Below are 21,661 nucleotides of genomic sequence, written 5' to 3' on the forward strand. Positions count from 1 at the left end.
AGGAGCCTACCCCCGATACTATTTAATGAAACAATTATCATTAAACAGAACCAGCTCCTTCTTTTGATTAGTCTTCACTTTTTTCAATAAACTTTTTATCTCTTGTGTTTTTTTGTACGGCAATAGCGGCGAATAAACTTAACGTAAAAGCCATTCCATAAAAACCTTTTTCACTTAACTCTAGGTCTGCATTCCACAACCCTATCACTAATAACAAAATTGATATGATAGTTGTAAACCAACTAATTCCGTAGTAGATGTCTGTAACAGGTATCCCTTCTAATCTATCTCTAACACTTTTTTGAACAGATACTGCAGAGAATAACCCAAATAACAAAATTGTAAAGTAATACCCTTTCTCATTTAGTTCCATATAAGCATTCCAAAGACCAATACAATAGGATACCATACCAATAAATAGTGCTGTCCAAGATGCTGATATAAAAGCAGGAGTTGGTTTTTGATCATACACTTTTTGTACTCTTTTTTCTACTTTTTCATTTACTGTATCTTCTGATACATCATTACTAAATTTATAATCCATGATAAATTGTTTTTGATGATTAACAGTACAAATGTGTGATGATTCTGTTAGCTATCAAATTCTAATTTTTTAAAAAACTTACGATATAATTTATTTTTTTAAAAATTAATGTATTTATTTATAGTTATTTAAACCCTAAATAACTTATGATATAATGAATACTATATCTTCAATAATACAGACATTATCAGATGAAGAAAAACGAAGTTTTATAGTTTCTCAACGACAAAAAAACAAAAGAGGTGACACTAAAAACATTCAATTGTTCAAACTTCTGGACACTACAGATCATGTTCTCAATCCTGATGTTTTACTCTACGGAAAGCCCTCAAAGGGAGCTTTTCATGCACTTAGTAAAAGAGTTCATGATAGTTTAATTGATTTTATTGCTTCTAAAAGTTTTGAAGGAGAGACTTCTGAAGAAATGGAAATCCTAAAGCTTTTACTAGCAAGTAGAATTTTCTTTGAACAAAAGCAATATAAAATTGCTTTTAAAACAATTCTCAAGGCAGAACAAAAAGCAAAAACATATGATCTTTTTAGTATTCTTAATGAAATTTATTATACAAAAATTCAATATGGTCACCTCAACAATAAAATATCGTTAGATGAACTAATTTCTGATTTTAGAAATAATAAAGAAGCTTTGCAGCAAGAAGAAAATCTCAACCTCTTTTATGCTACAATACAAAACAAATTAATGCAACAAAAAAAAGATTTTGTAGGCATTATTAAAAAGACTTTAAGTTCATTTGGTATTTCGGTTACTAAAGGACTCACTTTTAGATCACTTTTTAAAATCCTTGAAATCACAAACACTACTGCTCAAGTAACACGAGATTATTATACCATACTTCCTTTTGTTGAAGAAGCCTATTCACAAATCGATGCTAAAGAAAATTTAATGGACAAACAATTGTTCTATCATATTCAAATCTTGTATTATGTAGCCAATGCCTATTTTAGAAATCGAAATTTTAAAACATCAATGCAATATCTTTCTTTAATGAAAGATCAAATGTTAAAACATCAACAAAAATATAACAAACGTTTTTTTCCTCAATACACCCTATTACAGACATTAAATCTAAATTATACAGGAAATGCGCATAAAGCAATTGCTATACTTGAGTCTTTTGACAACATTAAATATAAAGACCAAGTAACATCTATTTTAGATTTAAAATTAGGTTTAATAGTATGTTACATTCAACAATCACAATTTAGAAATGCATTTATGATTCTAACCAATTTTTACCATAGTGATCATTGGTACATAGAAAAAGCCGGAATGTTATGGGTAATAAAAAAAAATCTTGTTGAAATTATACTACATATAGAATTAGACCATATGGATCTGGTAGAATCTAGAGTAAATAGTTTTAGAAAAAAGCATGGCGGTTATCTTAAAGACAATCAAGAAATTCGAATATTAACTTTTTTAAAACTAACTTTAGCATATTATCGAAAACCTGAAATTGCGACTACTAAAGAGTTTAAAACCAAAGTCTATGACTTGGCTAATATTCCTAAAGCAAAACAAGATGATATTTTTGAAATCAGCTTTTATGCTTGGTTAAAATGTAAAACACAAGACATGGGGCTTTATGAAACTATTCTAAAATTAATTAGTTAACATTTATCACCCCACGTGTGCTAAGAAAGATCAATTCCCTTACAAACTTATCTTTGTTTAATCTTGTCCAGATACTACCCAAAATATACAGATGAATTTTGATAGCCTAATGTTATAAAAAAGCGATTTTATTTTCATTTTACTTTTGTTTTTAATCCAATATTACATTGTCTAAAATTCTTAATCCTAGTTCACAATAGAATAGATATACAAATTCTAAGACACTTCAAATTTCACCTAAAGTCTTCGATAAAAATATTTCCTTGTATTTCATATCGTATTCATAACTAGAGTCATTAATAGAAAATCTATTAAAGCATACTATTTGTTATATACTAAACAAGAACTAAAAACTCTCTATAAAACTTAACAATCGTTATAGTAAAACCCTCTCTCTGTTAACCTTTAACCTTCCTTTCACATAAGTCCGGTTTATATTTTATTACCTTCCGCCGGAAAAAAAACACATCACATGCTTAAAAATACGTTTCGACTACTGTTATTATTAGCAGTAATCACTATTTCTACCGACTGTTATGCTTTTCAGTCTAAAAAAGGAAAAAAGGGGAAAAAAGGAAAAAATATCCAAGCACCAGCAAAAAAACCCGGTAAAAACAAAGACACTATATTGCCTTATGGCAAAGTGATTACCAAAAAAGCCAAAAGTGACAAAGGCTTATTTACTGTTCATAATCTAGATAACAAATATTATTATGAGATTCCTGATTCTCTGTTAAACAGAGAAATGTTAATGGTTACCAGAATTGCTAAAACTGCCACAGGAATTGGTTTTGGAGGTGGTAAACAAAACACTCAAGTCTTAAGATGGCAACGAAAAAATAAACAAATATTACTTCGTGTAGTTTCTCATCAGATTTTTGCTGCAGATTCATTACCAATTCATGAAGCTGTAGAGAATTCGAATTTTGAACCTATCTTATATGCTTTCCCAATAAAAGCATTTCATAAAGATTCTATTTCTAAAACTACCGCTACTGTAATAGACGTCACTAGCTTATACAAAAAAGATGTCAAAGCGCTAGGTTTTCCTAGTAGAAGAAGAAAACAATACAAGATTTCTAAACTCGATGACAGTAAATCGTATATTGATACGATTAGAAGTTATCCATTAAATATTGAAGCGCGTCATGTCAAAACTTATAGCGCAGGTGAGCCTCCATCAAATAGTAGTACAGGTTCTATTTCTTTAGAAATGAGTAATTCTATGATTTTACTCCCTAAAACTCCTATGAAACGTCGTTATTTTGATCAACGTGTGGGATGGTTTGCCAGAGGACAAACTGATTATGGATTAGAAGCTCAAGAAAGTAAAACTGTTCGTTACCTTGATAGATGGAGATTAGAAGTAAAAGATGAAGATCTTGAAAAATTTAAAAGAGGTGAGCTTGTAATACCTAAAAAGCAGATTGTATATTATATAGATCGCGCTACGCCAGAAAAATGGAGAAAATATATTAAACAAGGGATTGAAGATTGGCAAATAGCTTTTGAACAAGCTGGTTTTAAAGAAGCAATTATTGCAAAAGACCCTCCTACTGTAGAAGAAGATCCTGATTGGAGTCCTGAAGATGTTCGTTACTCTGTAGTACGTTATTTAGCATCACCTATTCCAAATGCTAACGGTCCCCATGTAAGCGACCCTAGATCTGGTGAAATTTTAGAAAGTGATATCAACTGGTATCATAATGTAATGACTTTATTACGAAATTGGTTTTTTGTTCAAACCGCTGCTATCAACCCTCAAGCTCAAACTGTAGCATTCAAGGATGAAGTAATGGGTAAACTTATTCGATTTGTATCTGCTCATGAGGTAGGACACACATTAGGATTACCCCATAATATGGGAAGCAGTGTTGCATACCCTGTAGAATCTCTTAGAGACCCTGAGTTTACTAAAAAATATGGTACGGCGCCATCTATTATGGATTATGCCAGATTTAACTATGTTGCGCAACCTGGTGACGGGGATGTGGCTTTAATGCCTGCTGTAGGAATATATGACAAACATGCTATACGATGGGGATATCGCCCAATTTTGGATCAAACTGCCAAAGGAGAAAAGAAAACATTAGACAGCTGGATTCTAGAGCACCAAAATGATCCAATGTACCGATTTGGAAGACAACAGTTTGGAGTAATAGATCCTAGTTCACAAACTGAAGATTTAGGTGACGATGCAGTTAATGCAAGTACTTATGGAATTAAAAACCTACAACGCATTGTACCTAACCTTATAAAATGGACAGCAGAAGAAGGTAAAAACTACGACGATTTAGGCACCATGTACAGACAAGTATTAGGACAGTATAATCGCTATATGGGGCATGTATCTTCTAATATTGGAGGTGTATATGAATATTTTAAAACTTATGATCAAGAAGGTGCCGTTTATACTCATGTGACGAAAGCAAATCAAAAACGTGCAATGAAATTTTTGCACGAGCAGTTGTTTGCCACTCCAGCATGGTTATTAGATAAGAATATTTTTGATAAAATAGAATCGGCTGGTAATATAGAACGTATTCGAGGTACACAAGTACGAACCCTTAATAACTTATTAGATCATGGCCGTATGGCAAGATTAATAGAAAATGAGGCATTAAATACTAAAGATGCATATACATTATTGGATATGATGACAGAATTAAGATCAGGACTTTGGTCTGAGTTATCTAGCGGTAGATCTATAGATGTTTATCGTCGTAATGTACAACGAGCATATGTTGATAGAATGGAATTCTTAATGACAAAAGAACAACCTAAAATTCCTGAAAATTTTAGAAGATTTGTAGTGAGAACAAATGTTAATGCATCACAAAGTGATATAAGAGCAGTTGTTCGTGCAGAGCTAAATACATTGCGTAGAAATACAAGAAGTGCTATTGCTAGAACAGGAGACAGAATGACAAGATATCATTTACAGGATATTGTTGAACGAATTACATCTATTCTTGAGCCCAAGAAATAGTAATTAAACTTATATGAATAAACCCCTATCTGAGCATCAGCTAGGGGTTTATTATTTTATATAATATTTCTACAAAATAAGAATATCACATTTGCATAGCAATCACCTTACTCAAAATCAAACCAGTACTCTTTCTATATACACAAAACTTTTCAAACCTTTATACGGAATTCCGTATGTAATTCCTTAATTATTGACGTAAATTAAACATTCAAAAAAATATTGTAAGCATAGTAGTAAACACACTTCGTCCAAAATAGTTTTTAAATCAATAAATACTAAACCACTATTTATGAAAACTAAACTCACTACTCTCGGCTTAGCATTACTCATACTTACTATTAAGGCATGTAGCCCTGAAAAGAAAAAGCCAATTGCGATACAAGATCCTTTTATCTATGATAAGATTACACCGGTAAATTTCCCTAAAGTTAACGTACCAAACTTCAAGTTTCCTGAAGACTCTACTACACTTAACGAATGGATTCGTAAAAATGATACTTTAAAGATATATACTCATGGTTGGGGTATATGGGCTGGATTAACACAGCCCACAAGCCAAACTGCAGGAGGTCAAAATTTACTTGTTTTTGAAACTTGGCTTACTCCAGAAGAAATGATTGATTCTATTTTGCAAAAACCAAATAAGAGATCCAACAGAGCTAATCTCAAACGTCCAAATCAGTTTACTCATTTCGGACATACTGTAAATGACAGCATACATGAATCAGTCTCATATAGTCCGTCTGCTGCGAATCATGCTATAAAGAACAAGTTGTTTCTAGCATCATCTTTATACGAATACGCAAAACAGGGTAAAACTGAAATTCCGATATTTCCAGACGATGCCATTACAATTAAACCAGTATTTAAAATTTTACCTGTTTCTAAAGCAAAAGATCAAAAACTATTTGCCATTTCTACTTGGCCTGGCACTATAGATTCTCTTGCTGCTTTCCCTGAAAAAGATTGGCATTCTGCAGTTTATATAGACATCACCAATCACAGTCATGGAGATGGTAATCAATTGTATTTTCCAAATAGTACCACTCCTCCTGAACCCACAGCTGCCACAACCTATGACCTAAGTGATTTTATACACTATACCATGAATAAGGAGGATGCTCATTTTTTTAATCAAGAGTTTACCGAAAACACGAGTAATCCCATGACCGCTAATCCAGGAGATATCGTTATTCTTGTAGGTATGCATGTTAATTCTAGAGAAAATACCCGATGGACCTGGCAGACTTTTTGGTGGGTAGCAGACCCTGATAATCCTGCAGCTCCGAGTTCACAAGCCATTGCTAACCAAAGACCTAAAGCCCTTACTCATGCAGCATCTCATTATGCCATGGCTGTAGCCTATTATATGATAAATCCTGAAGAACCTAATAATGGTGTTAATATACAAGGTAATCCGAACTATGCCTTTAACCCGTATTTAGAAGCTGGATTTGGACCTGACGTATTTAATAAAAAGATTAGCCAGATTACTACAGCAAAAAAGGACACCATACCCACTTACGCAGGCGTTAGAACAAATTGTATGAGTTGTCATAGTATGGCTACTGTAAATACTGATGCGCTAAATACTAGTAAAAATTCTTCGACCCCCTATATAGGAGATGCTTATATCCCTTTAAACGACAGTATTTTTACTGGCCAATTAAAGTTAGATTTTGCATGGTCAATCCAAGGCAATATAGACACAACTGGTTTTAAAACCTTAATAAAAAAGTATACAAATACCTTAGAAAACAATACTATACAAGAATAATTGTTGCTAATTCAAAACCATGGTTATCGGGATGCGATAGAAGCTTTTTTTTATGAAGGTTAAGTTTGAGCTTTTGTTAATTACATCTCGATACCATTTTGATATATCAAAGCATTAGATATAATTTAGTATTTCTCTATTTTATTAGGTTATGCTTTATTGTGTTTTGTCTAAAAATTGCAATCAAAACTTCTATCGTATTTATGAGCTACTTTATTTTTGTATTTCCTATATCGTTTCTTAATCGCCCACAAAACCACAACTATCTATAAATCAGACACAATTAAATAAAATTATAAATGTAAAATGTACATTTTCTGTTTTTCGAATTCTAATCAAATTACTACGAATTCTTATAATTCACTACGAATACTAAACCTGTTTATATAATTATACTAGTCATCATTAGTTTTATATTAAATTATTAACTCTAATTATACTAAAAAATTAACTCAAACAACAACTAACACACACAAGTCATGAAAAAAATCACCTATCTTTTGTGTGCGATACTATTTTGTATTGCATCTCAAAAGTCTTTCGCACAACCCGCACCTCCAAATGGAAAAAAGTGGGAAAAAATTGAAGTCATGTCAGATGAATTTAACGGTTCATCATTAAACACCTCCAAATGGGCAATAAACGATCCGCAATGGGAAGGTAGACGACCTGCCAGATTTGAAACTTCGTCGGTATCTGTTGGCAATGGAAATCTTAAAGTATCAGCTTCGAAAAAGTCAAATCCTTTTGGTGGATGGACACACAATGGCGGTCTTGTAAGATCAAAAACCCGAAACCAATATGGGTATTATGAGACTCGTATGAAAGCTAACAAAACTTTTATGTCATCCACTTTTTGGCTGATTAATAAAAGAAATGAATTCACAGGATGTGATTTCAGAACTACTGAGCTTGACGTAACTGAAAATATAGGTGTTAACACTGGTGGACAAGCCTGGATTAATAGAAATATTGTTACTATAAATTCTAATACGCATAGTAGAGGCGCACGATGTAATAGCACACCTATTGGCATCAGAGGAAACAAAGCTGACATCGGTGAACCCGCATACGCAGGGTATCATACATATGGTGTATGGTGGAAGAGTGCAAAAGAACTTCTATTTTACCTAGATGGTAAGTTTGTATATGAAGTTACTCCTGCTGCAAACTTTAATCTTCCTATGTATTTACGAATGGTAGTAGAGACTTACGACTGGAACCCTCCAAAGAACGGAAGAGATGGTATGAATGATTCTCAAGCTAATAGAACTACATATTATGATTGGGTTAGATCTTATAGATTGGTAGACTGTAATTCTGATTGTGGTAATACAGATCCAGATCCAAATCCTAGTACTGTTTCTATTGATTGTAATAGTTTACCTTCTACTCTTACAACGGGTACTTCTATTCAAGTTCCTGTTTCTTATACTGCTGATCAAAATAGAGATGTAGTAGTAGAATTATGGAATTCAGGATGGTTAGCACAAGGAAAAAAGACTGTAAGTGCAGGATCCGGAACTACAACAGTAACTATTAATATAAATAATGCTCCTGCTGCAGGCTCTAATTATTTATTAAAAGCAAGTGTTCGTCCGGTTGGTGCCGGATGGCAACAAAATATTAAAGCGTGTTCTAAAAACAACATAACGCTTTCGACTGGAACAACAGACCCAGACCCAGACCCAGACCCAGATCCGGACCCAACTTCTCCACAAACGGTTTCTTTATCAGCTATTGATGATGCCTATTTACAAGGAGGTACTCGTTTTAACAGCACTGTTTTACGTACAGAAAATGGAAAAAGAGTGTCTTATCTAAAATTTGACGTATCTAACATTAGCGGTACTATTACTGAAGCAAATTTAAAATTAACAGTTAACGGTGATGCTGGTAACGGTAATATCAATGTAAACAATGGTAATAGCAATAACTGGAACGAAAGTAATTTAAGCACTTCTAATGCTCCTGGAACAGGTGCTTTATTAGGAAGCTTAAATAAAACTTATAGTCTAAACCAAGCACAAAATTTCAAATTAAACAACCTATCGGTAAGTGGAAACTTCTTAACACTAGTGGTTACACAAACAGGAGGAAATGATGTAAGTTTCGCATCTGATGAAAATCAAAACGGAAAACCAGTTTTAACTATTACATATAACACTACTGCTGATCCTGTTCCTAATTCAGATCCAAATCGTGATGCTGTATCTATAGATTGTAATAGTTTACCTTCTACACTTACAACGGGTACTTCTATTCAAGTTCCTGTTACCTACTCTGCTGATCAAAATAGAGATGTAGTAGTAGAATTATGGAATTCAGGATGGTTAGGACAAGGTAGAAAAACTGTTAGCGCAGGATCTGGTACTACAACAGTAACTATTAACCTTAATAATGCTCCTGCAGCGGGTTCTAATTACTTATTGAAAGGAAGTATTAGACCAGTAGGTGCTGGATGGCAACAAAATATCAAAGCGTGTTCTAAAAACAACATAACGCTTTCAACTGGAACAACAGATCCAGATCCAACACCAACTGGAGGAGCGTGTAATACCACTAATAAGGTTACAGGTTTAAATTCTACAGGAAATACTAATAATTCTGTTACTATTGCATTTAATCAATTAAGTGGAGTAAAAACATATGAATTAAGAGCTTTTAAGAAAGGCACATTTACTGGTAACATTAATGGTGCAGATGCATACAAGAGCGGTGCTAGTTCCCCACTAACCATAGGTGGTCTAAATGCTGGAACAGAATATACATTCGTTATACGTGCTCTTTGTAATTCAGGCGGACCAACTCCTACTTCTCAAGTAAACGCTTCTACTTCTGGTACAGGCGGAGGTAATGGTGGTGATGGTACTGTCGGAGAACCAGACAATGGAGGAGACTCAGGTTGTACTGGTAGAGATACTTTTGATCAAGGTGTGAAAATTGTTCCAAATGCAAATTCATGGAAAGATAGTTATAAAGCAAACGGTTATTGTTTCTGTAAATCTTCATTTGATCACGGTGTTGGTAATTTTAAAATCACTATCAACGGACAAAGAAGAAACATTAGAGATGTTTGTGATGAACTTAAAAAACACCCTAAGTTCAGAGATTTAAGAAATGGAGATCCTAGATACAATACTATACAGTGTGGTAACGAACCTGGACACGGAGATGCTATTACTATTCAAGGTAAGAGAATTAAGGATGAAAAAGTATGTCCTGGTCGTGTAGATCAAGGTAGTAAAGGATGTAAATGTAAAGGGCCCAAATACGACATGAAATGGCTATCAAGTCGTAGTCGATTTGGTGGAAATGGAAAAGATACAAGCATTAGTAAATCTGATAGTTTCAGTATTTATCCAAACCCAGTTAATGCAAATGGTGAGTCTTTCTTGAACATTTATTCAGACAAAAATGAGCGTGCTCGAATTTCAATTCATAATTTAAGTGGTCAAATTATTGCTTCGATGAATTATGATGGAGCTGAAGGAACTACTTCTGCTATCGAGATTACAAGCTTAATTGAAGCTGCTTCTTCTGCCAAAGGAGTATACTTTATTTCGTACAAGACTAGATCTGTTTCTATGTCAAAAACTTTAGTTATTAAATAATATAAAACTAAATAGGCAGGTACAACTTTAAGTGCCATATTCAAAAAATGGATATGGCACTTAAAATTTTATATTTTAACACAATAGTCACTAACCATCCATCTTAAGGCCGCTAAGTTTATTTTTTCTTAGCGGTCTTTTTATTAAAAAACCCGGATCTTCATCCGGGTTTATAAATTTTTATTGTGATCATTTGTTAAGAAAAATCTTCTTCAGTAGTACTTTCTTGTACAACATTTTCCTCTTCACTAGATTCTTTTGTTACATCGTCTTCAATAACTTCGGATTCTTCTAATACCACTTCTTCAGTAACCTCATCAAAATCTTCTTCCAACTCAACCTCTACCTTAGGAGCGCCAGATTCCTTTATTGCATTAAAACGCTCTATCTGTTCTGCCTGTTCTTCTTCTCCGGAAAAATAAGGAAAAACATCCATAATAGGAGATTCTGCTATTGCAGGAATTGTATAATCACTAGTTGTCCCCTTCAATGCTGCGTTTGTATTATCAAAGGCTTCTTTAACATCATTTGCTTGTACTAATAAGTAGATATTTGACTTCCTTTCTTTACCACTTTCTTCATCATAAGCAATTAGGGATACTTTTGATTTAAACCAACGGTCAGAATTTTCAAAAGGATGAATCTCTGCAAAGTTAGCTACCTTTATATTTGTAATTTTAAACTCATCACTAATATATGCCGACATCTCTTCATTAATTCTGGATTCGGCTTCGGTATAGGATATAGCATCTACCAAATAAGGTTCTGTAGTTACCTTTTGCACACCCGAATCATTTAGTTTTCTATATTTTATTTTACACTCATACCAAGTTGCACTCATATCGTTTCTTTTTTAGGGAGGCAAATATAAATTTTAAAAAAAGGTCGTACTATTATTCTCAAAAATAGATATTCACAATATTCTAAAAGCAACATTAAAAACAATAATACATTATATTTTTAGTAATGTAAAGGTTAAAAATAAAACCTGTAAGGTTATACTTTATACTAAGTCTACTTAAAAAAACAATCTTATGTTTTCATTAGTTCGAAAAGTTACGCTACTTAGTATATGTATGAGTTTACTATCTTTCTTTAACTACAATCACTACTCAGAAAAACTTATTTCACCCGACAATTATTCGTATTACAGTGATTATTTTGTCTTTATTGCCGATGATGAAGCAGCACCATTAGTTATTCCATTAGATATGAATTGGTCAATTAACCCCAACGGATATACAAAGGAATTTAAAAGTTGGTATGGCACAAAAAATCATTGGCCAATTGCATATGTCAAGAAAAAAGTAACTAGTGCTTTTGATAGTATACCAAAGGAATCTTGGGAACACATTAGCACCAAAACATTTCAGTTTCAAACCACAACCAGACAAATCATTACTAAAATTCCGGGAGCTCCAGCAGTACACCTAACAATTCCTGAAAAATCAAAATGGGTAGCTATGCCATCAGATACTACCGAGAAAGAGATTTATGCTTTTAGGACTACTGCAAAAGTCAAAAAAAAGATTAGAAAAGGATGGATGATATATGAACGCATCCGATGGAGTGCTTCAGCTGTAAAGAATTTTGGTGATTTTGAAACTTTTTTTTGGATCCCATTGGTAATTAATGGTGATTTCTTTCATTTTGAGCAGCATAAAGGTAAACAAACTGCTACCAAATGGTCTTTTAATGGCACACAAGTTAAAGTCTCTTCTCTGCCAAGTTTTATATTACAAACGATAACTACGACTAAAGATAAAATAAGTGGTCGAGATAATATTCCTAAAACAATCCAGGTACAAGCTCCTGAATGGAATCTTGATATTACTTTAAAAAGTAGTGGTTCTCAAGTGGGTCATGGCGCTAAGTTTGCAAATGGATTGGCGTACTATAGACAAAGTCTTCTAGAGCCCACTAAAACCTCTAAAACAAAAGGTTATGGGATGCTTGAACTTATTATAGAAAATGACTAAAATGACACAAAACACCTTTTAAACTTTAAAGTTTCCAGAAATTTCCCCTGTAAGAAAGGGAGATTGTCCCCTTTACATCACACGTTTATTTCACTTAGGTTTGCCATATCACATTTCTAGTAAACCCGTAAACCCATTAAAATGTCCTTAGAAAATCTAAGTAGCATTACCTTTTCTGATGCAGAATTACATCAGCTTAATCAAGGTATTCTAGCTATAAAAGAAGTAATCGTTGGTAAGGCTATAGAGCTTACAACAGATCAACGTGATCAATATATACATATTGCAAATCAAAACATGTGCATCATCGATACTGCCAAAAATCATATGGAACAACATCCAGATTTGGTACCAACATTTTTAGATAAAGAAGAGTTTGATAGAGATTACACCACATGTCTTCAAATCAAAGAAAATATTGATATCCTTAAACAACTAACCCAACAACTAACAGATACTAAAATTTTACTTGACTATGACAACTATACCAACGCACTAAGTTTTTATCAAGCAATACGGTATAGGGCTGGGAAAGATGAACCTGATGTAAAAAAAGTATATGACGAAATGAACCTACTTTTTACAAAAAAAGAATAAACGCAATAATAAAACAGCTTTTAAGCTGCATCTTATCAAAACATTGAAAATTGAGTTTGTATTAGTGTTAAGACCTCTCTAGAATTTCTTGAAACCTCTGAGAGGTCTTACATTTTGATTTAATTAATACTCTTTTCAAAATAGTATATCAAATCAAAATTACTTCGTCTAATAGTTATATCTACCTGTTTGTTTTCTTTGCTTTTTTAACACTAATACATAGAAAAATAATGTATTTTTAATACAACATAGCTTAAACTTACCTTAAAGAAATAACGTACAATCTATATTACGAGTTAAAAATTTTATTTAACAAAACGTAGTATAACAAATTCTAGTGTTAAAACGTTATACACAACAATAAATACATTTCACACAAATGAGTATTTTACCACATTATGGGCTTAAACAGTACAGAAACTCTGCTAGGATATATATGAAAACAGTTACTGAAAGTTTAAAACTTTTCAGAGAAGAAAATCCTGATTTTAAAGTCCCTGTATTTATATTTCACAAACATGATGAATTAGAAGAATTAGACAGCGCTATTAATTTTTTGAGCAATTTTGATGTTTTACTTGCTGCAGATTGGATCGAAGCAAATATGTTTGATGACACTTCTACTGCAGCTGTTAAACTTGTACATCAAGCTATTAAAAATAAAATAAAGGAACATAAAAAATTTATTTTCTTAGCTACCGAAGATGCCATTACTTCAAAATTAGGTAAATGGGTATTGGGGCAATTACATGGCTTAAAAGATATGGAGCATATTGCTATTTTTCCAATACGAGGAGATTATAGTGATTATGGTGGTGAAGAGTATTTGGATAAATATCCTTATATACATGAAATTGAAGCAGAAATATATGGCGTAAGATATCCCAATGGGGATACAAAAGAGCTTGGTGCTTGGTTATCATCATAAATGAGCTAAAAAGCTATCCCAATTTTGTAACACTACAAAATTGGGATAGCTTTTTTATTTTTTAAATTCTTTTATAATGTTTGTGCCACTTTTTGCACTGCGTTTATCGTAGTGTCTAGATCTTCATATGTTAATGCTTCTGTTATAAACCAAGTTTCATAAGCACTTGGTGCGATATAAATACCGTTATTGAGCATTCCATGAAAAAACTTTTTAAAAGTTTCGTTATTACCATGGGTAGCCGTATCAAAATCTACAACATTCGTTTCAGCAAAATGAACCGAAATCATAGATCCAATTCTGTTAATTGTATGGGTAATATTATTCTCGACAAGGGCTTTTGCAATTCCCTTATGCAAGTATTCTGTTTTTTTAGCGAGACTATCAAAAATTTGAGAGTTCTGATTAAGCTCTTTAAGCATTGCCAATCCTGCAGCCATTGCTAGAGGGTTTCCACTCAACGTCCCTGCCTGATACACTGGTCCTAATGGGGCCAAGTGATTCATAATTTCTGCCCTTGCTGCAAACGCACCAACAGGTAGTCCTCCTCCAATTACTTTTCCGAAGGTTACTATATCTGCATTTACACCTAATAGTTCTTGAGCACCACCTTTTGCTAACCTAAAACCAGTCATAACCTCATCAAAAACGAGTAAAATATTATGTGAATCACACAATGCTCTTAATCCTTCAAGAAATCCTTTTGCCGGCGGGATACAGCCCATATTTCCCGCTACAGGTTCAATGATAATACATGCAATTTCTTCTAGATTAGAAGAAATAATATCCTTTACATGTTCTAAATCATTATATTTTGCCAAAAGAGTATCTTGTGCTGTTCCTTTTGTAACACCTGGGCTATTCGGACTTCCGAACGTTACCGCACCACTACCTGCTTGTATCAAAAAAGAATCACTATGGCCATGGTAGCATCCTGCAAACTTAATTATCTTGTCTTTTTGGGTATATCCTCTAGCCAATCTTACAGCACTCATGCAAGCTTCGGTACCTGAATTCACAAACCGTATTTTATCGATATTAGGCACCATTGATACTGCTAATTCGGCAATTTGTGTTTCTATTTCTGTGGGCATACCAAAACTAGTTCCCTTTTTGGCTTTTTCGACTACCGCTTCTACAACAGGCGGGTGTGCATGTCCAAGAATCATCGGACCCCAAGAATTTATATAGTCTATTAATCGGTTTCCATCTTCATCATATAAATAAGCTCCTTTAGCTTCTTTGACAAATATAGGATCTCCTCCCACTGCTTTAAAGGCTCTTACAGGTGAATTAACTCCTCCTGGAATTACTTTTTGCGCTTCTGTAAACAATGCGCTACTTCTTTGATAGATCATCTTTAATTAAAATCTTCTTCCTCTTCGTCGACAATTATTTTAGCTACTTTTAGTACCTGTCCGACTTTGATATTGTTATTTACTAACTTATTAAATGCTTTTAATTCTTCGACAGAAATCTTGTATTTACGCGATATAGAATATAACGTATCTCCGTTAATTACTTCGTGTTCTCCTTTTTTAGTAGTAGCCGTAAGAGCACTAATGGTACTAATGACAGGCTTAGAGACTTGAGGTGTCGTAACAACTGCTTCAGTAATTTTTTCTTTTTTTGGTCGTTTTTTTCTTCCTAAGACATCATTATCAAATTCGTACAAACGATACTGCTCTATGATCGCAATGAGTTTTTGAGGGTATTTTTTATCCGTCGCATATCCCGCTTCTCTTAAACCACGAGCCCAAGATTTGTAATCTTTTTTACTAAAAGTAAATAATCTAGCGTAGCGTTTTCTGTTTTTAAGGAATAAAGAATGATCTCTAAAAGAATCACTTGCTTGGTCATATTTTCTAAAACATTCCTGAAGGCGATCATCATCATGATACACCCGATCTCCGGTCCAATCATGACATTTTATTCCAAAGTGATTTTTAGCCCTAGTTGTTAAATCTCCATAGCCTGCTCCAGACTCTAAAATACCTTGGGCTAAGGTTATACTTGCTGGGATACCATACGTTTTCATCTCACTTTTAGCAATTTCTGAAAATTCAAAAATATACTGTCTTACACGCTCTTTATATGGAAGTGCAGCTTTTGGAGGTCTCTTTACAGAGGTAGGAGTTTCTTCTTTTACAATTTCTCTTGTATTTCTCTCAATCTTCGTAACAGTGGTCTGTTTCGACGTTGCTCTTTTTGTCTTGGATGACGTTGTTAACACTTTTTTATTTCCTCCGCAAGAAATTAAAAAAACTGTAACACATACTAATGAAATAAATTTCCTCATTTTACTATCAAATTGTAATAAGGGGTAGCTTCTTTTTCTTTAATTTTTTATTCATACCAGCAATGCCTTGTAACCCTCCGGTATGCACGGCTAAAATACGAGTATTTTTTATAAAAAACCCCTTTTGTACTAGGTCAAAAATCCCAAAGACCATCTTACCTGTATAAACTGGATCTAGAGGGATATGTTGCTGATCATAGAAGTTATTTATAAAATTTACTCCTTCTTCATTTATTTTACCATATCCTCCAAAATGATACTCATTTATCAAATTCCAATTTGTCTTTGAAGTATATTTTTTGATTTCTTTAGATAAAAAATCCCCTTTTAACGCAGGAAAACCTAAAACTTTTTGGTTCGGTCCTGTACTATTAACAATTCCCGACATTGTACCTCCTGTACCTACAGCACAGCAAATAATATCATATTCAATATCATTATTTGTTAGTATTTCCTGACAACCTTTGACTGCCAAGTCATTGGTCCCTCCTTCTGGAATTAAATAAAAATCTCCAAACTCGGCTACTAATTTATTTCTAAACGATAAAGACTCTTTATCTCTATATTCTTTTCTATCTATAAACTTAAATTGCATTCCGGCTTTAGCGGCAAATCCAAGTGTATCATTCTCTAATAGGGTTTTATCAAGATTGTTAGCTAGCTCTTCTCCGCGAATTACACCTATTGTTTTTAACCCCAGTATTTTTCCTGCTGCTGCGGTTGCCGCAATATGATTACTATATGCTCCCCCAAAAGTAAGAATAGTGTTGTGCTCTAAATTTTTAGCTTCTAATAAATTATACTTCAATTTTCTGAATTTGTTTCCAGAAACATACTGATGTATAAGATCTTCTCTTTTAATATCCAAGGATACCTTTGCCTTATCCAAAAGCTCGTGCTTTATTTGTTTATTCTCTGAAAACTTAGTTTCCGAAGAAAAAAAATTCTGCATATTCTTTGTTTTTGATATTGCAAAACTACGTTTAATTATTTTTGTTTACTTTTGGTTGACCAAAATAACAGTGCTATGAAAATCAATTCTTTAAGAACTTGCTCTATATTACTATCCTCTACAAGAGTATTACTTTTATTATGCTTAAGCATACTCATTAGCTGTAGTAGTTCTGAAGAAGACAATATGCCGGTCACCGAACCAGTTTCTGATGGAGATCCAGTTGATGAAGACACAACAGAGGAAGAAGAGCCAACTGAAAAAGAAAGTGTTGTTTGGAAAAATTGGTACTTATCTGTGCCTTTAAACCGCGGAAATGGTAAGGCTACTTCTATATATTATGAAACTATAGAAAATGACGGACTTACTGCGGATCAAAAAAAATATTTTTATAAAAATCAAGATGGTAGTTATACCTTTTTTACAGAATTTACTGGATATACGACGTCTGGAGAATCTGCTCTAGATGCAAGCAAGTATTGCAGGACGGAGCTTAGAGAATATTGGAGAGGTAATCAAAGTACTTCTGACAATTGGTCTATGGCAGAAGGAACTCACCTTTTAGAATCTACACTAAAAGTAAATTATTGCGAAGGAAGAAAGCAAACCTATATAGCTCAAATTCATGGTATCAAGAACGAAGCCTTAGGACTCAAAAACTCACCTGCTACGATTAAAGCACAGTGGTTTGACGGTAATATTGTTATCGAATACTATCAAAAACCTACTAGTGGAGAATGGACTAGCGAGGGTGATGGCAAAGTTACTATTGGTCGTGTTGATAATGAAAAATTTACCATTCATTTAAAAGTTGAAGATGGAAAATTTATCTACAAATTAGTTTGCCCAAATAAAAACTTAGATACCGGTTATATAACATTATACGATTATGTAGGTAATGGTTATACTTATGAGAATTATTTTAAAACAGGAAATTACTTTAAATGGAATTCTGACTACACGCAATCAGCAGAAGTTATATTATATAGCGCAAAAACAACACATAACTAGGTTTTATAAAGACAAGGAATATTTAATCAAGTATATATTCAAACTTTTAAAGATATTTGATAAAGCTCCAAGGTTTTCTTCTCTTGAGATAGTGTAAATCATCTTCATTAAGGTAAGCTTCTCTTTCAAATGAAATATTACAATATGCTAATTGCGCATTTCGATATTGTAATAGCCTAAAACAGTATTCTGTAAAATATAAAAAATAAAAGGGTATGACAAGTAATTCTACTTGTTGTCTCAAGTGAATTTTTTCATGATTAATAAAGTATTCGTCTTTTTTTAAGAAAGGATCTTTAACCACAATAAACGGCCAAAGCGCTATCCCAACAAAATGCCTACCTATCAAATATTTGTTAACTACTATGCGCATATAACTCTAAGATACTATTTTTGTACGAAATGAGAGACCCTAAAAAAGTATTAACTCCAAAAGAAGGAGATTATTATATTACCCCAGAAGGGTATCGATGTTTTACAGAACAATATCACCTTAGAAGAGGGTATTGTTGTGAGAGTGGATGTAGACACTGTCCGTATGGCTATGACAAAAAAACAAACACTTATTCTAAAAAATAATTGCCTAACCTACTGCATGGTATGATTATTGTGCTTATTTTTTCTAAAAAAAGCTATTGTTAAACCTTTAAAATCAGGGATTATGAAATTTTTTTCACTTTTATCATTAATCCTTATCATAACTCTTAGTTCGTGCACTACCGTTCGTGTTGCTTCAGATTATGATAAGAAAGCAAATTTTAACACTTACAGGAGTTTCGCGTTTTACAAACCCGGAATAGATAAAGCTGACATCAGTGATCTGGATAAAAAGCGTATTTTAAGAGCTATTGAAGCAGATATGGCTACAAAGGGGTTCTCTAAATCAGATAATCCAGATATGCTTGTAAGTATTTTTACTAAGACCAAAGAAAACATCAATATCTACCAAAATAACTTTGGATGGGGTTATGGATGGGGTTGGAATCCTTGGTTTTGGGGTGGAAATAATTTTAATAGCGTTTCTCGTGTAACCGAGGGTACTTTATATATTGATCTTATTGACGCTTCTAAAAAAGAACTAGTATGGCAAGGTATGGGAACCTCTGCATTAACTAAAGATGTAAATAGAAAACAAGAAAAAATGAATGAAATCGTTACTGCGATTTTAAAAGAATATCCGCCTTTAGCGAATAACTAAGAAAAACATTTTTATTATAGATAGATAAAGCCTTTCTTTTATGAGAGGCTTTTTTTTGTGTACATTTATAACAAAACTGAATATAAGATAGCCTTAAATTGATTTTTAAGTTTCTGAACTTATACTGATAATACTCGTTTATGCGTAATTTTTTACTTGGTGCAGCATTAGCTTTTATGGTAGCCTTTGGAATAAAATATTTTATTGATAAATCTACTATCAGAAAAACCGAACTTGAATCATCTGATCTTATTCTAACTCAAATTAAAAACGTTGGTAAATTAGTAGTAACCGAGGGGCACTTTGCCGAGGTTATTACGTATAAGGATGATAAAAAATACTATTTGGATTTATTGACTGCTACCAAAAAAGCAATTGTAGAAGTAAACGCCCATGTCCAGGTTTCTTATGATTTAAGTACTGTTGAACATCATATCGATAATACAACTAAAACAGTGGTAATTACTAAAATTCCTAAAGCTGAAATAAACATTAATCCAACTATAAAATACCATGATCTACAAGCTGATTTCTTTAATCAATTTATTCCTGATGATCATAATTTAATTAGGGAAAAAGTAAAAAAACAATTAGAAGAAAAAGTAAAAAAATCTACATTAGTAACTAATTCTCAAGATAGATTAATTAGTGAACTACAAAAATTATATATTTTAACTAATTCTCTGGGATGGACATTAAAGTATAACAACACTATTATAGAAACTCCTGCTAATCTAAAACAATTCATTGATTAACTTTCGAATACCCTATAGTTAATAATAAACAAAAGTCATCCCATCTTTGACCTGGGAACTATAGTACTACAAACTCGTATAATTTATCTTTCTTGATCAAAACTGATCACAGAAAAAGTCTAAAGATCGACTGGGATGACAGTTCTGTATTTTAAAAAAGATGGAAAGAGAAAACCCTTTCCACCTTATTATAAATCTGCTTTTATAGAAATTTGTTTGTCCCTCAATCTCTAAAATTTTCTACAGATTACTAATTAGTTTACATAGTTAAAACGCGATACATTTAAAATACCCTACCCCCCTGTTATATCAAAAATTAAAAAAAATTAATTGATAGTAAATTAAGTCGCATCTCTTGTGCTCTCTTATCTAATATATTTTTACACTTAGTACCTATAAATAAAACCTTTCATTTATAATCATCAAAGGATTCTACCTTGTCTGTAGTAGCAGTTGATCAAACTAAGTACAGAACCATAATCAACTGTTTATTTCGATATTAATACGTTTTTTAAACATACCTTTCCCACCTGCCATGAGACTAGTAATACGCCCATTTTTTACAGTAAGATCTACAGTAATTAAACTTGATGAGGGGTTTTTCATATACTCCCCTTGTTCTATTAAAAATTTCTTTTTTTGACTTTTAAATTGATCATAAAGATAACAAGCAAGTGGCCCAGCGGCCATACCTGTTGCTGCTTCTTCGAAAATATTATATCTAGGCCCGAACATTCTTGAACTGGCATCTCTATCCTTATGTTTTGTATCCAGAGTAAACGGATAAAAACCAATTAAATCAAGTTCATTACTAATGCTTGTAATTATATCATGATTGGGCTCTATATTTTTTAGTATAGTAGAATTTTTAACTGGAATAAGCATAAATGAATTTCCTGTATTTACGACTTGAATTGGCTTATTTGATATAAGGTCATTTTTATCTAACCCAAGCGCAATTAAAATGTCTTTCTTTTTATGAGATACATCAATGTATCTTGGTGCTTTTTGTTCCATATATGCATAGTCTTCCTTTAGCAATATTTCTAAAACACCATCAATTGTTTCTTTACTAGAGTGGTCACTTTTTACTATCCCTAATTGTTTTAAATATGAAAATGTCGCTATAGTAGCATGACCGCAATGTGCTATTTGCTTATTTGGTGTAAAAAAATCTAACTTAAAATCTGCACGATTAGATTTTGAAACAAATGCAGTTTCCGAAAGACCAACTCTCGAAGCAATTTCTAATTTGTTTTCATTTGATAAATTATCTGCATTTAAAACAACTCCTGCAGGATTACCTCCTTGATCATTATCTACAAAGGCATTTAAAACTTGTACTTCAATTTTTTTTGTATCGCTCATTTTATCCATTT

General features: G+C 32.8%; 18 protein-coding genes. 11 read left to right on the forward strand and 7 right to left on the reverse strand.

The genetic code is table 11. From position 1 onward, the window contains the following. Positions 1-67: 67 nt before the first annotated feature. Positions 68-544, reverse strand: coding sequence for an inner membrane protein YiaA (gene yiaA / locus AWE51_RS00095; protein WP_066307771.1), 477 nt, complete (start codon positions 542-544; stop codon positions 68-70). Positions 545-698: 154 nt separating this feature from the next. Here yiaA and AWE51_RS00100 point away from each other — a divergent pair, with 154 nt between their 5' ends. The 4 genes from AWE51_RS00100 (at position 699) to AWE51_RS26305 (ending at position 10,563) form a co-directional block, all read left to right on the forward strand. Beyond that, positions 699-2,180, forward strand: a complete 1,482-nt coding sequence (locus AWE51_RS00100; protein ID WP_066307773.1) for a hypothetical protein — start codon at positions 699-701, stop codon at positions 2,178-2,180. Positions 2,181-2,652: 472 nt separating this feature from the next. Continuing rightward, positions 2,653-5,169, forward strand: coding sequence for a zinc-dependent metalloprotease (locus tag AWE51_RS00105; protein WP_066307779.1), 2,517 nt, complete (start codon positions 2,653-2,655; stop codon positions 5,167-5,169). Positions 5,170-5,461: 292 nt separating this feature from the next. Beyond that, positions 5,462-6,949: a hypothetical protein gene (locus tag AWE51_RS00110; RefSeq protein WP_066307782.1), complete on the forward strand. Its 1,488-nt coding sequence runs from the start codon at positions 5,462-5,464 to the stop codon at positions 6,947-6,949. 479 nt (positions 6,950-7,428) lie between these two features. Then, positions 7,429-10,563, forward strand: coding sequence for a family 16 glycosylhydrolase (locus tag AWE51_RS26305; RefSeq protein WP_066307785.1), 3,135 nt, complete (start codon positions 7,429-7,431; stop codon positions 10,561-10,563). A gap of 196 nt (positions 10,564-10,759) precedes the next feature. Here the strand turns inward: AWE51_RS26305 and AWE51_RS00120 are convergent, their stop codons facing one another. After that, positions 10,760-11,404, reverse strand: coding sequence for a DUF4494 domain-containing protein (locus tag AWE51_RS00120; protein WP_082832252.1), 645 nt, complete (start codon positions 11,402-11,404; stop codon positions 10,760-10,762). Positions 11,405-11,597: 193 nt separating this feature from the next. On the opposite strand from AWE51_RS00120, the gene AWE51_RS00125 reads away from it, so the two are divergent. From AWE51_RS00125 to AWE51_RS00135, 3 genes are all read left to right on the forward strand, one after another. Beyond that, positions 11,598-12,542 (forward strand): hypothetical protein, encoded by a 945-nt coding sequence (locus tag AWE51_RS00125; protein WP_157765990.1) that lies wholly within the window; start codon positions 11,598-11,600, stop codon positions 12,540-12,542. Between the two features lie 141 nt (positions 12,543-12,683). Beyond that, complete coding sequence (locus AWE51_RS00130) at positions 12,684-13,139, forward strand: hypothetical protein (RefSeq protein WP_066307789.1); 456 nt, start codon at positions 12,684-12,686, stop codon at positions 13,137-13,139. 379 nt (positions 13,140-13,518) lie between these two features. Continuing rightward, entirely contained in the window at positions 13,519-14,067 is a 549-nt protein-coding gene (locus tag AWE51_RS00135) for a hypothetical protein (protein WP_118505636.1), read from the forward strand. A 71-nt stretch (positions 14,068-14,138) separates the two neighbouring features. Here the strand turns inward: AWE51_RS00135 and hemL are convergent, their stop codons facing one another. Genes hemL through AWE51_RS00150 form a run of 3 tightly spaced genes read right to left on the reverse strand, consistent with a single transcriptional unit; the run spans position 14,139 to position 17,318 of the window. Continuing rightward, positions 14,139-15,425 (reverse strand): glutamate-1-semialdehyde 2,1-aminomutase, encoded by a 1,287-nt coding sequence (hemL, locus tag AWE51_RS00140; RefSeq protein ID WP_066307794.1) that lies wholly within the window; start codon positions 15,423-15,425, stop codon positions 14,139-14,141. A gap of 2 nt (positions 15,426-15,427) precedes the next feature. Next, positions 15,428-16,366, reverse strand: a complete 939-nt coding sequence (locus tag AWE51_RS00145) for a glucosaminidase domain-containing protein (RefSeq protein WP_066307797.1) — start codon at positions 16,364-16,366, stop codon at positions 15,428-15,430. A gap of 7 nt (positions 16,367-16,373) precedes the next feature. Further along, positions 16,374-17,318: a 1-aminocyclopropane-1-carboxylate deaminase/D-cysteine desulfhydrase gene (locus AWE51_RS00150; protein WP_082832253.1), complete on the reverse strand. Its 945-nt coding sequence runs from the start codon at positions 17,316-17,318 to the stop codon at positions 16,374-16,376. Positions 17,319-17,393: 75 nt separating this feature from the next. On the opposite strand from AWE51_RS00150, the gene AWE51_RS00155 reads away from it, so the two are divergent. Beyond that, the gene (locus AWE51_RS00155) at positions 17,394-18,329 is read left to right on the forward strand and encodes a polysaccharide lyase family 7 protein (RefSeq protein ID WP_082832254.1); all 936 of its coding nucleotides are present in this window, start codon (positions 17,394-17,396) and stop codon (positions 18,327-18,329) included. A gap of 46 nt (positions 18,330-18,375) precedes the next feature. Here AWE51_RS00155 and AWE51_RS00160 read toward each other — a convergent pair whose 3' ends face one another. Further along, positions 18,376-18,702: a hypothetical protein gene (locus AWE51_RS00160; RefSeq protein ID WP_066307808.1), complete on the reverse strand. Its 327-nt coding sequence runs from the start codon at positions 18,700-18,702 to the stop codon at positions 18,376-18,378. A gap of 29 nt (positions 18,703-18,731) precedes the next feature. On the opposite strand from AWE51_RS00160, the gene AWE51_RS26820 reads away from it, so the two are divergent. The 3 genes from AWE51_RS26820 to AWE51_RS00170 all read left to right on the forward strand — a co-directional run bounded on the left by AWE51_RS26820 (position 18,732) and on the right by AWE51_RS00170 (position 20,282). Beyond that, positions 18,732-18,908: a DUF5522 domain-containing protein gene (locus AWE51_RS26820; RefSeq protein WP_158597703.1), complete on the forward strand. Its 177-nt coding sequence runs from the start codon at positions 18,732-18,734 to the stop codon at positions 18,906-18,908. An 82-nt stretch (positions 18,909-18,990) separates the two neighbouring features. Next, the gene (locus tag AWE51_RS00165; RefSeq protein ID WP_066307811.1) at positions 18,991-19,527 is read left to right on the forward strand and encodes a DUF4136 domain-containing protein; all 537 of its coding nucleotides are present in this window, start codon (positions 18,991-18,993) and stop codon (positions 19,525-19,527) included. Positions 19,528-19,667: 140 nt separating this feature from the next. Then, positions 19,668-20,282: a DUF4230 domain-containing protein gene (locus AWE51_RS00170; protein ID WP_066307813.1), complete on the forward strand. Its 615-nt coding sequence runs from the start codon at positions 19,668-19,670 to the stop codon at positions 20,280-20,282. A 480-nt stretch (positions 20,283-20,762) separates the two neighbouring features. On the opposite strand, the gene AWE51_RS00175 is transcribed toward AWE51_RS00170, so the two are convergent. Further along, on the reverse strand, positions 20,763-21,650 hold the full coding sequence (locus AWE51_RS00175) for a PhzF family phenazine biosynthesis protein (RefSeq protein ID WP_066308511.1): 888 nt from the start codon (positions 21,648-21,650) through the stop codon (positions 20,763-20,765). Positions 21,651-21,661: the final 11 nt, after the last annotated feature.

The sequence above is a fragment of the Aquimarina aggregata genome (genome assembly GCF_001632745.1).
In the GTDB taxonomy this organism is placed as follows: domain Bacteria; phylum Bacteroidota; class Bacteroidia; order Flavobacteriales; family Flavobacteriaceae; genus Aquimarina; species Aquimarina aggregata.

Excerpts from the sequence above, each read along its gene's own strand:
- AWE51_RS00105 (WP_066307779.1), top strand. The coding sequence starts at position 2,653 with ATGCTTAAAAATACGTTTCGACTACTGTTATTATTAGCAGTAATCACT.
- AWE51_RS00135 (WP_118505636.1), top strand. The coding sequence starts at position 13,519 with ATGAGTATTTTACCACATTATGGGCTTAAACAGTACAGAAACTCTGCT.
- AWE51_RS00155 (WP_082832254.1), top strand. The coding sequence starts at position 17,394 with ATGAAAATCAATTCTTTAAGAACTTGCTCTATATTACTATCCTCTACA.
- AWE51_RS00120 (WP_082832252.1), bottom strand. The coding sequence starts at position 11,404 with ATGAGTGCAACTTGGTATGAGTGTAAAATAAAATATAGAAAACTAAAT.
- AWE51_RS00150 (WP_082832253.1), bottom strand. The coding sequence starts at position 17,318 with ATGCAGAATTTTTTTTCTTCGGAAACTAAGTTTTCAGAGAATAAACAA.
- AWE51_RS00125 (WP_157765990.1), top strand. The coding sequence starts at position 11,598 with ATGTTTTCATTAGTTCGAAAAGTTACGCTACTTAGTATATGTATGAGT.
- AWE51_RS00110 (WP_066307782.1), top strand. The coding sequence starts at position 5,462 with ATGAAAACTAAACTCACTACTCTCGGCTTAGCATTACTCATACTTACT.
- AWE51_RS26820 (WP_158597703.1), top strand. The coding sequence starts at position 18,732 with ATGAGAGACCCTAAAAAAGTATTAACTCCAAAAGAAGGAGATTATTAT.
- AWE51_RS00145 (WP_066307797.1), bottom strand. The coding sequence starts at position 16,366 with ATGAGGAAATTTATTTCATTAGTATGTGTTACAGTTTTTTTAATTTCT.
- AWE51_RS00130 (WP_066307789.1), top strand. The coding sequence starts at position 12,684 with ATGTCCTTAGAAAATCTAAGTAGCATTACCTTTTCTGATGCAGAATTA.
- AWE51_RS00165 (WP_066307811.1), top strand. The coding sequence starts at position 18,991 with ATGAAATTTTTTTCACTTTTATCATTAATCCTTATCATAACTCTTAGT.
- AWE51_RS26305 (WP_066307785.1), top strand. The coding sequence starts at position 7,429 with ATGAAAAAAATCACCTATCTTTTGTGTGCGATACTATTTTGTATTGCA.
- hemL (WP_066307794.1), bottom strand. The coding sequence starts at position 15,425 with ATGATCTATCAAAGAAGTAGCGCATTGTTTACAGAAGCGCAAAAAGTA.
- yiaA (WP_066307771.1), bottom strand. The coding sequence starts at position 544 with ATGGATTATAAATTTAGTAATGATGTATCAGAAGATACAGTAAATGAA.
- AWE51_RS00175 (WP_066308511.1), bottom strand. The coding sequence starts at position 21,650 with ATGAGCGATACAAAAAAAATTGAAGTACAAGTTTTAAATGCCTTTGTA.
- AWE51_RS00100 (WP_066307773.1), top strand. The coding sequence starts at position 699 with ATGAATACTATATCTTCAATAATACAGACATTATCAGATGAAGAAAAA.
- AWE51_RS00160 (WP_066307808.1), bottom strand. The coding sequence starts at position 18,702 with ATGCGCATAGTAGTTAACAAATATTTGATAGGTAGGCATTTTGTTGGG.
- AWE51_RS00170 (WP_066307813.1), top strand. The coding sequence starts at position 19,668 with ATGCGTAATTTTTTACTTGGTGCAGCATTAGCTTTTATGGTAGCCTTT.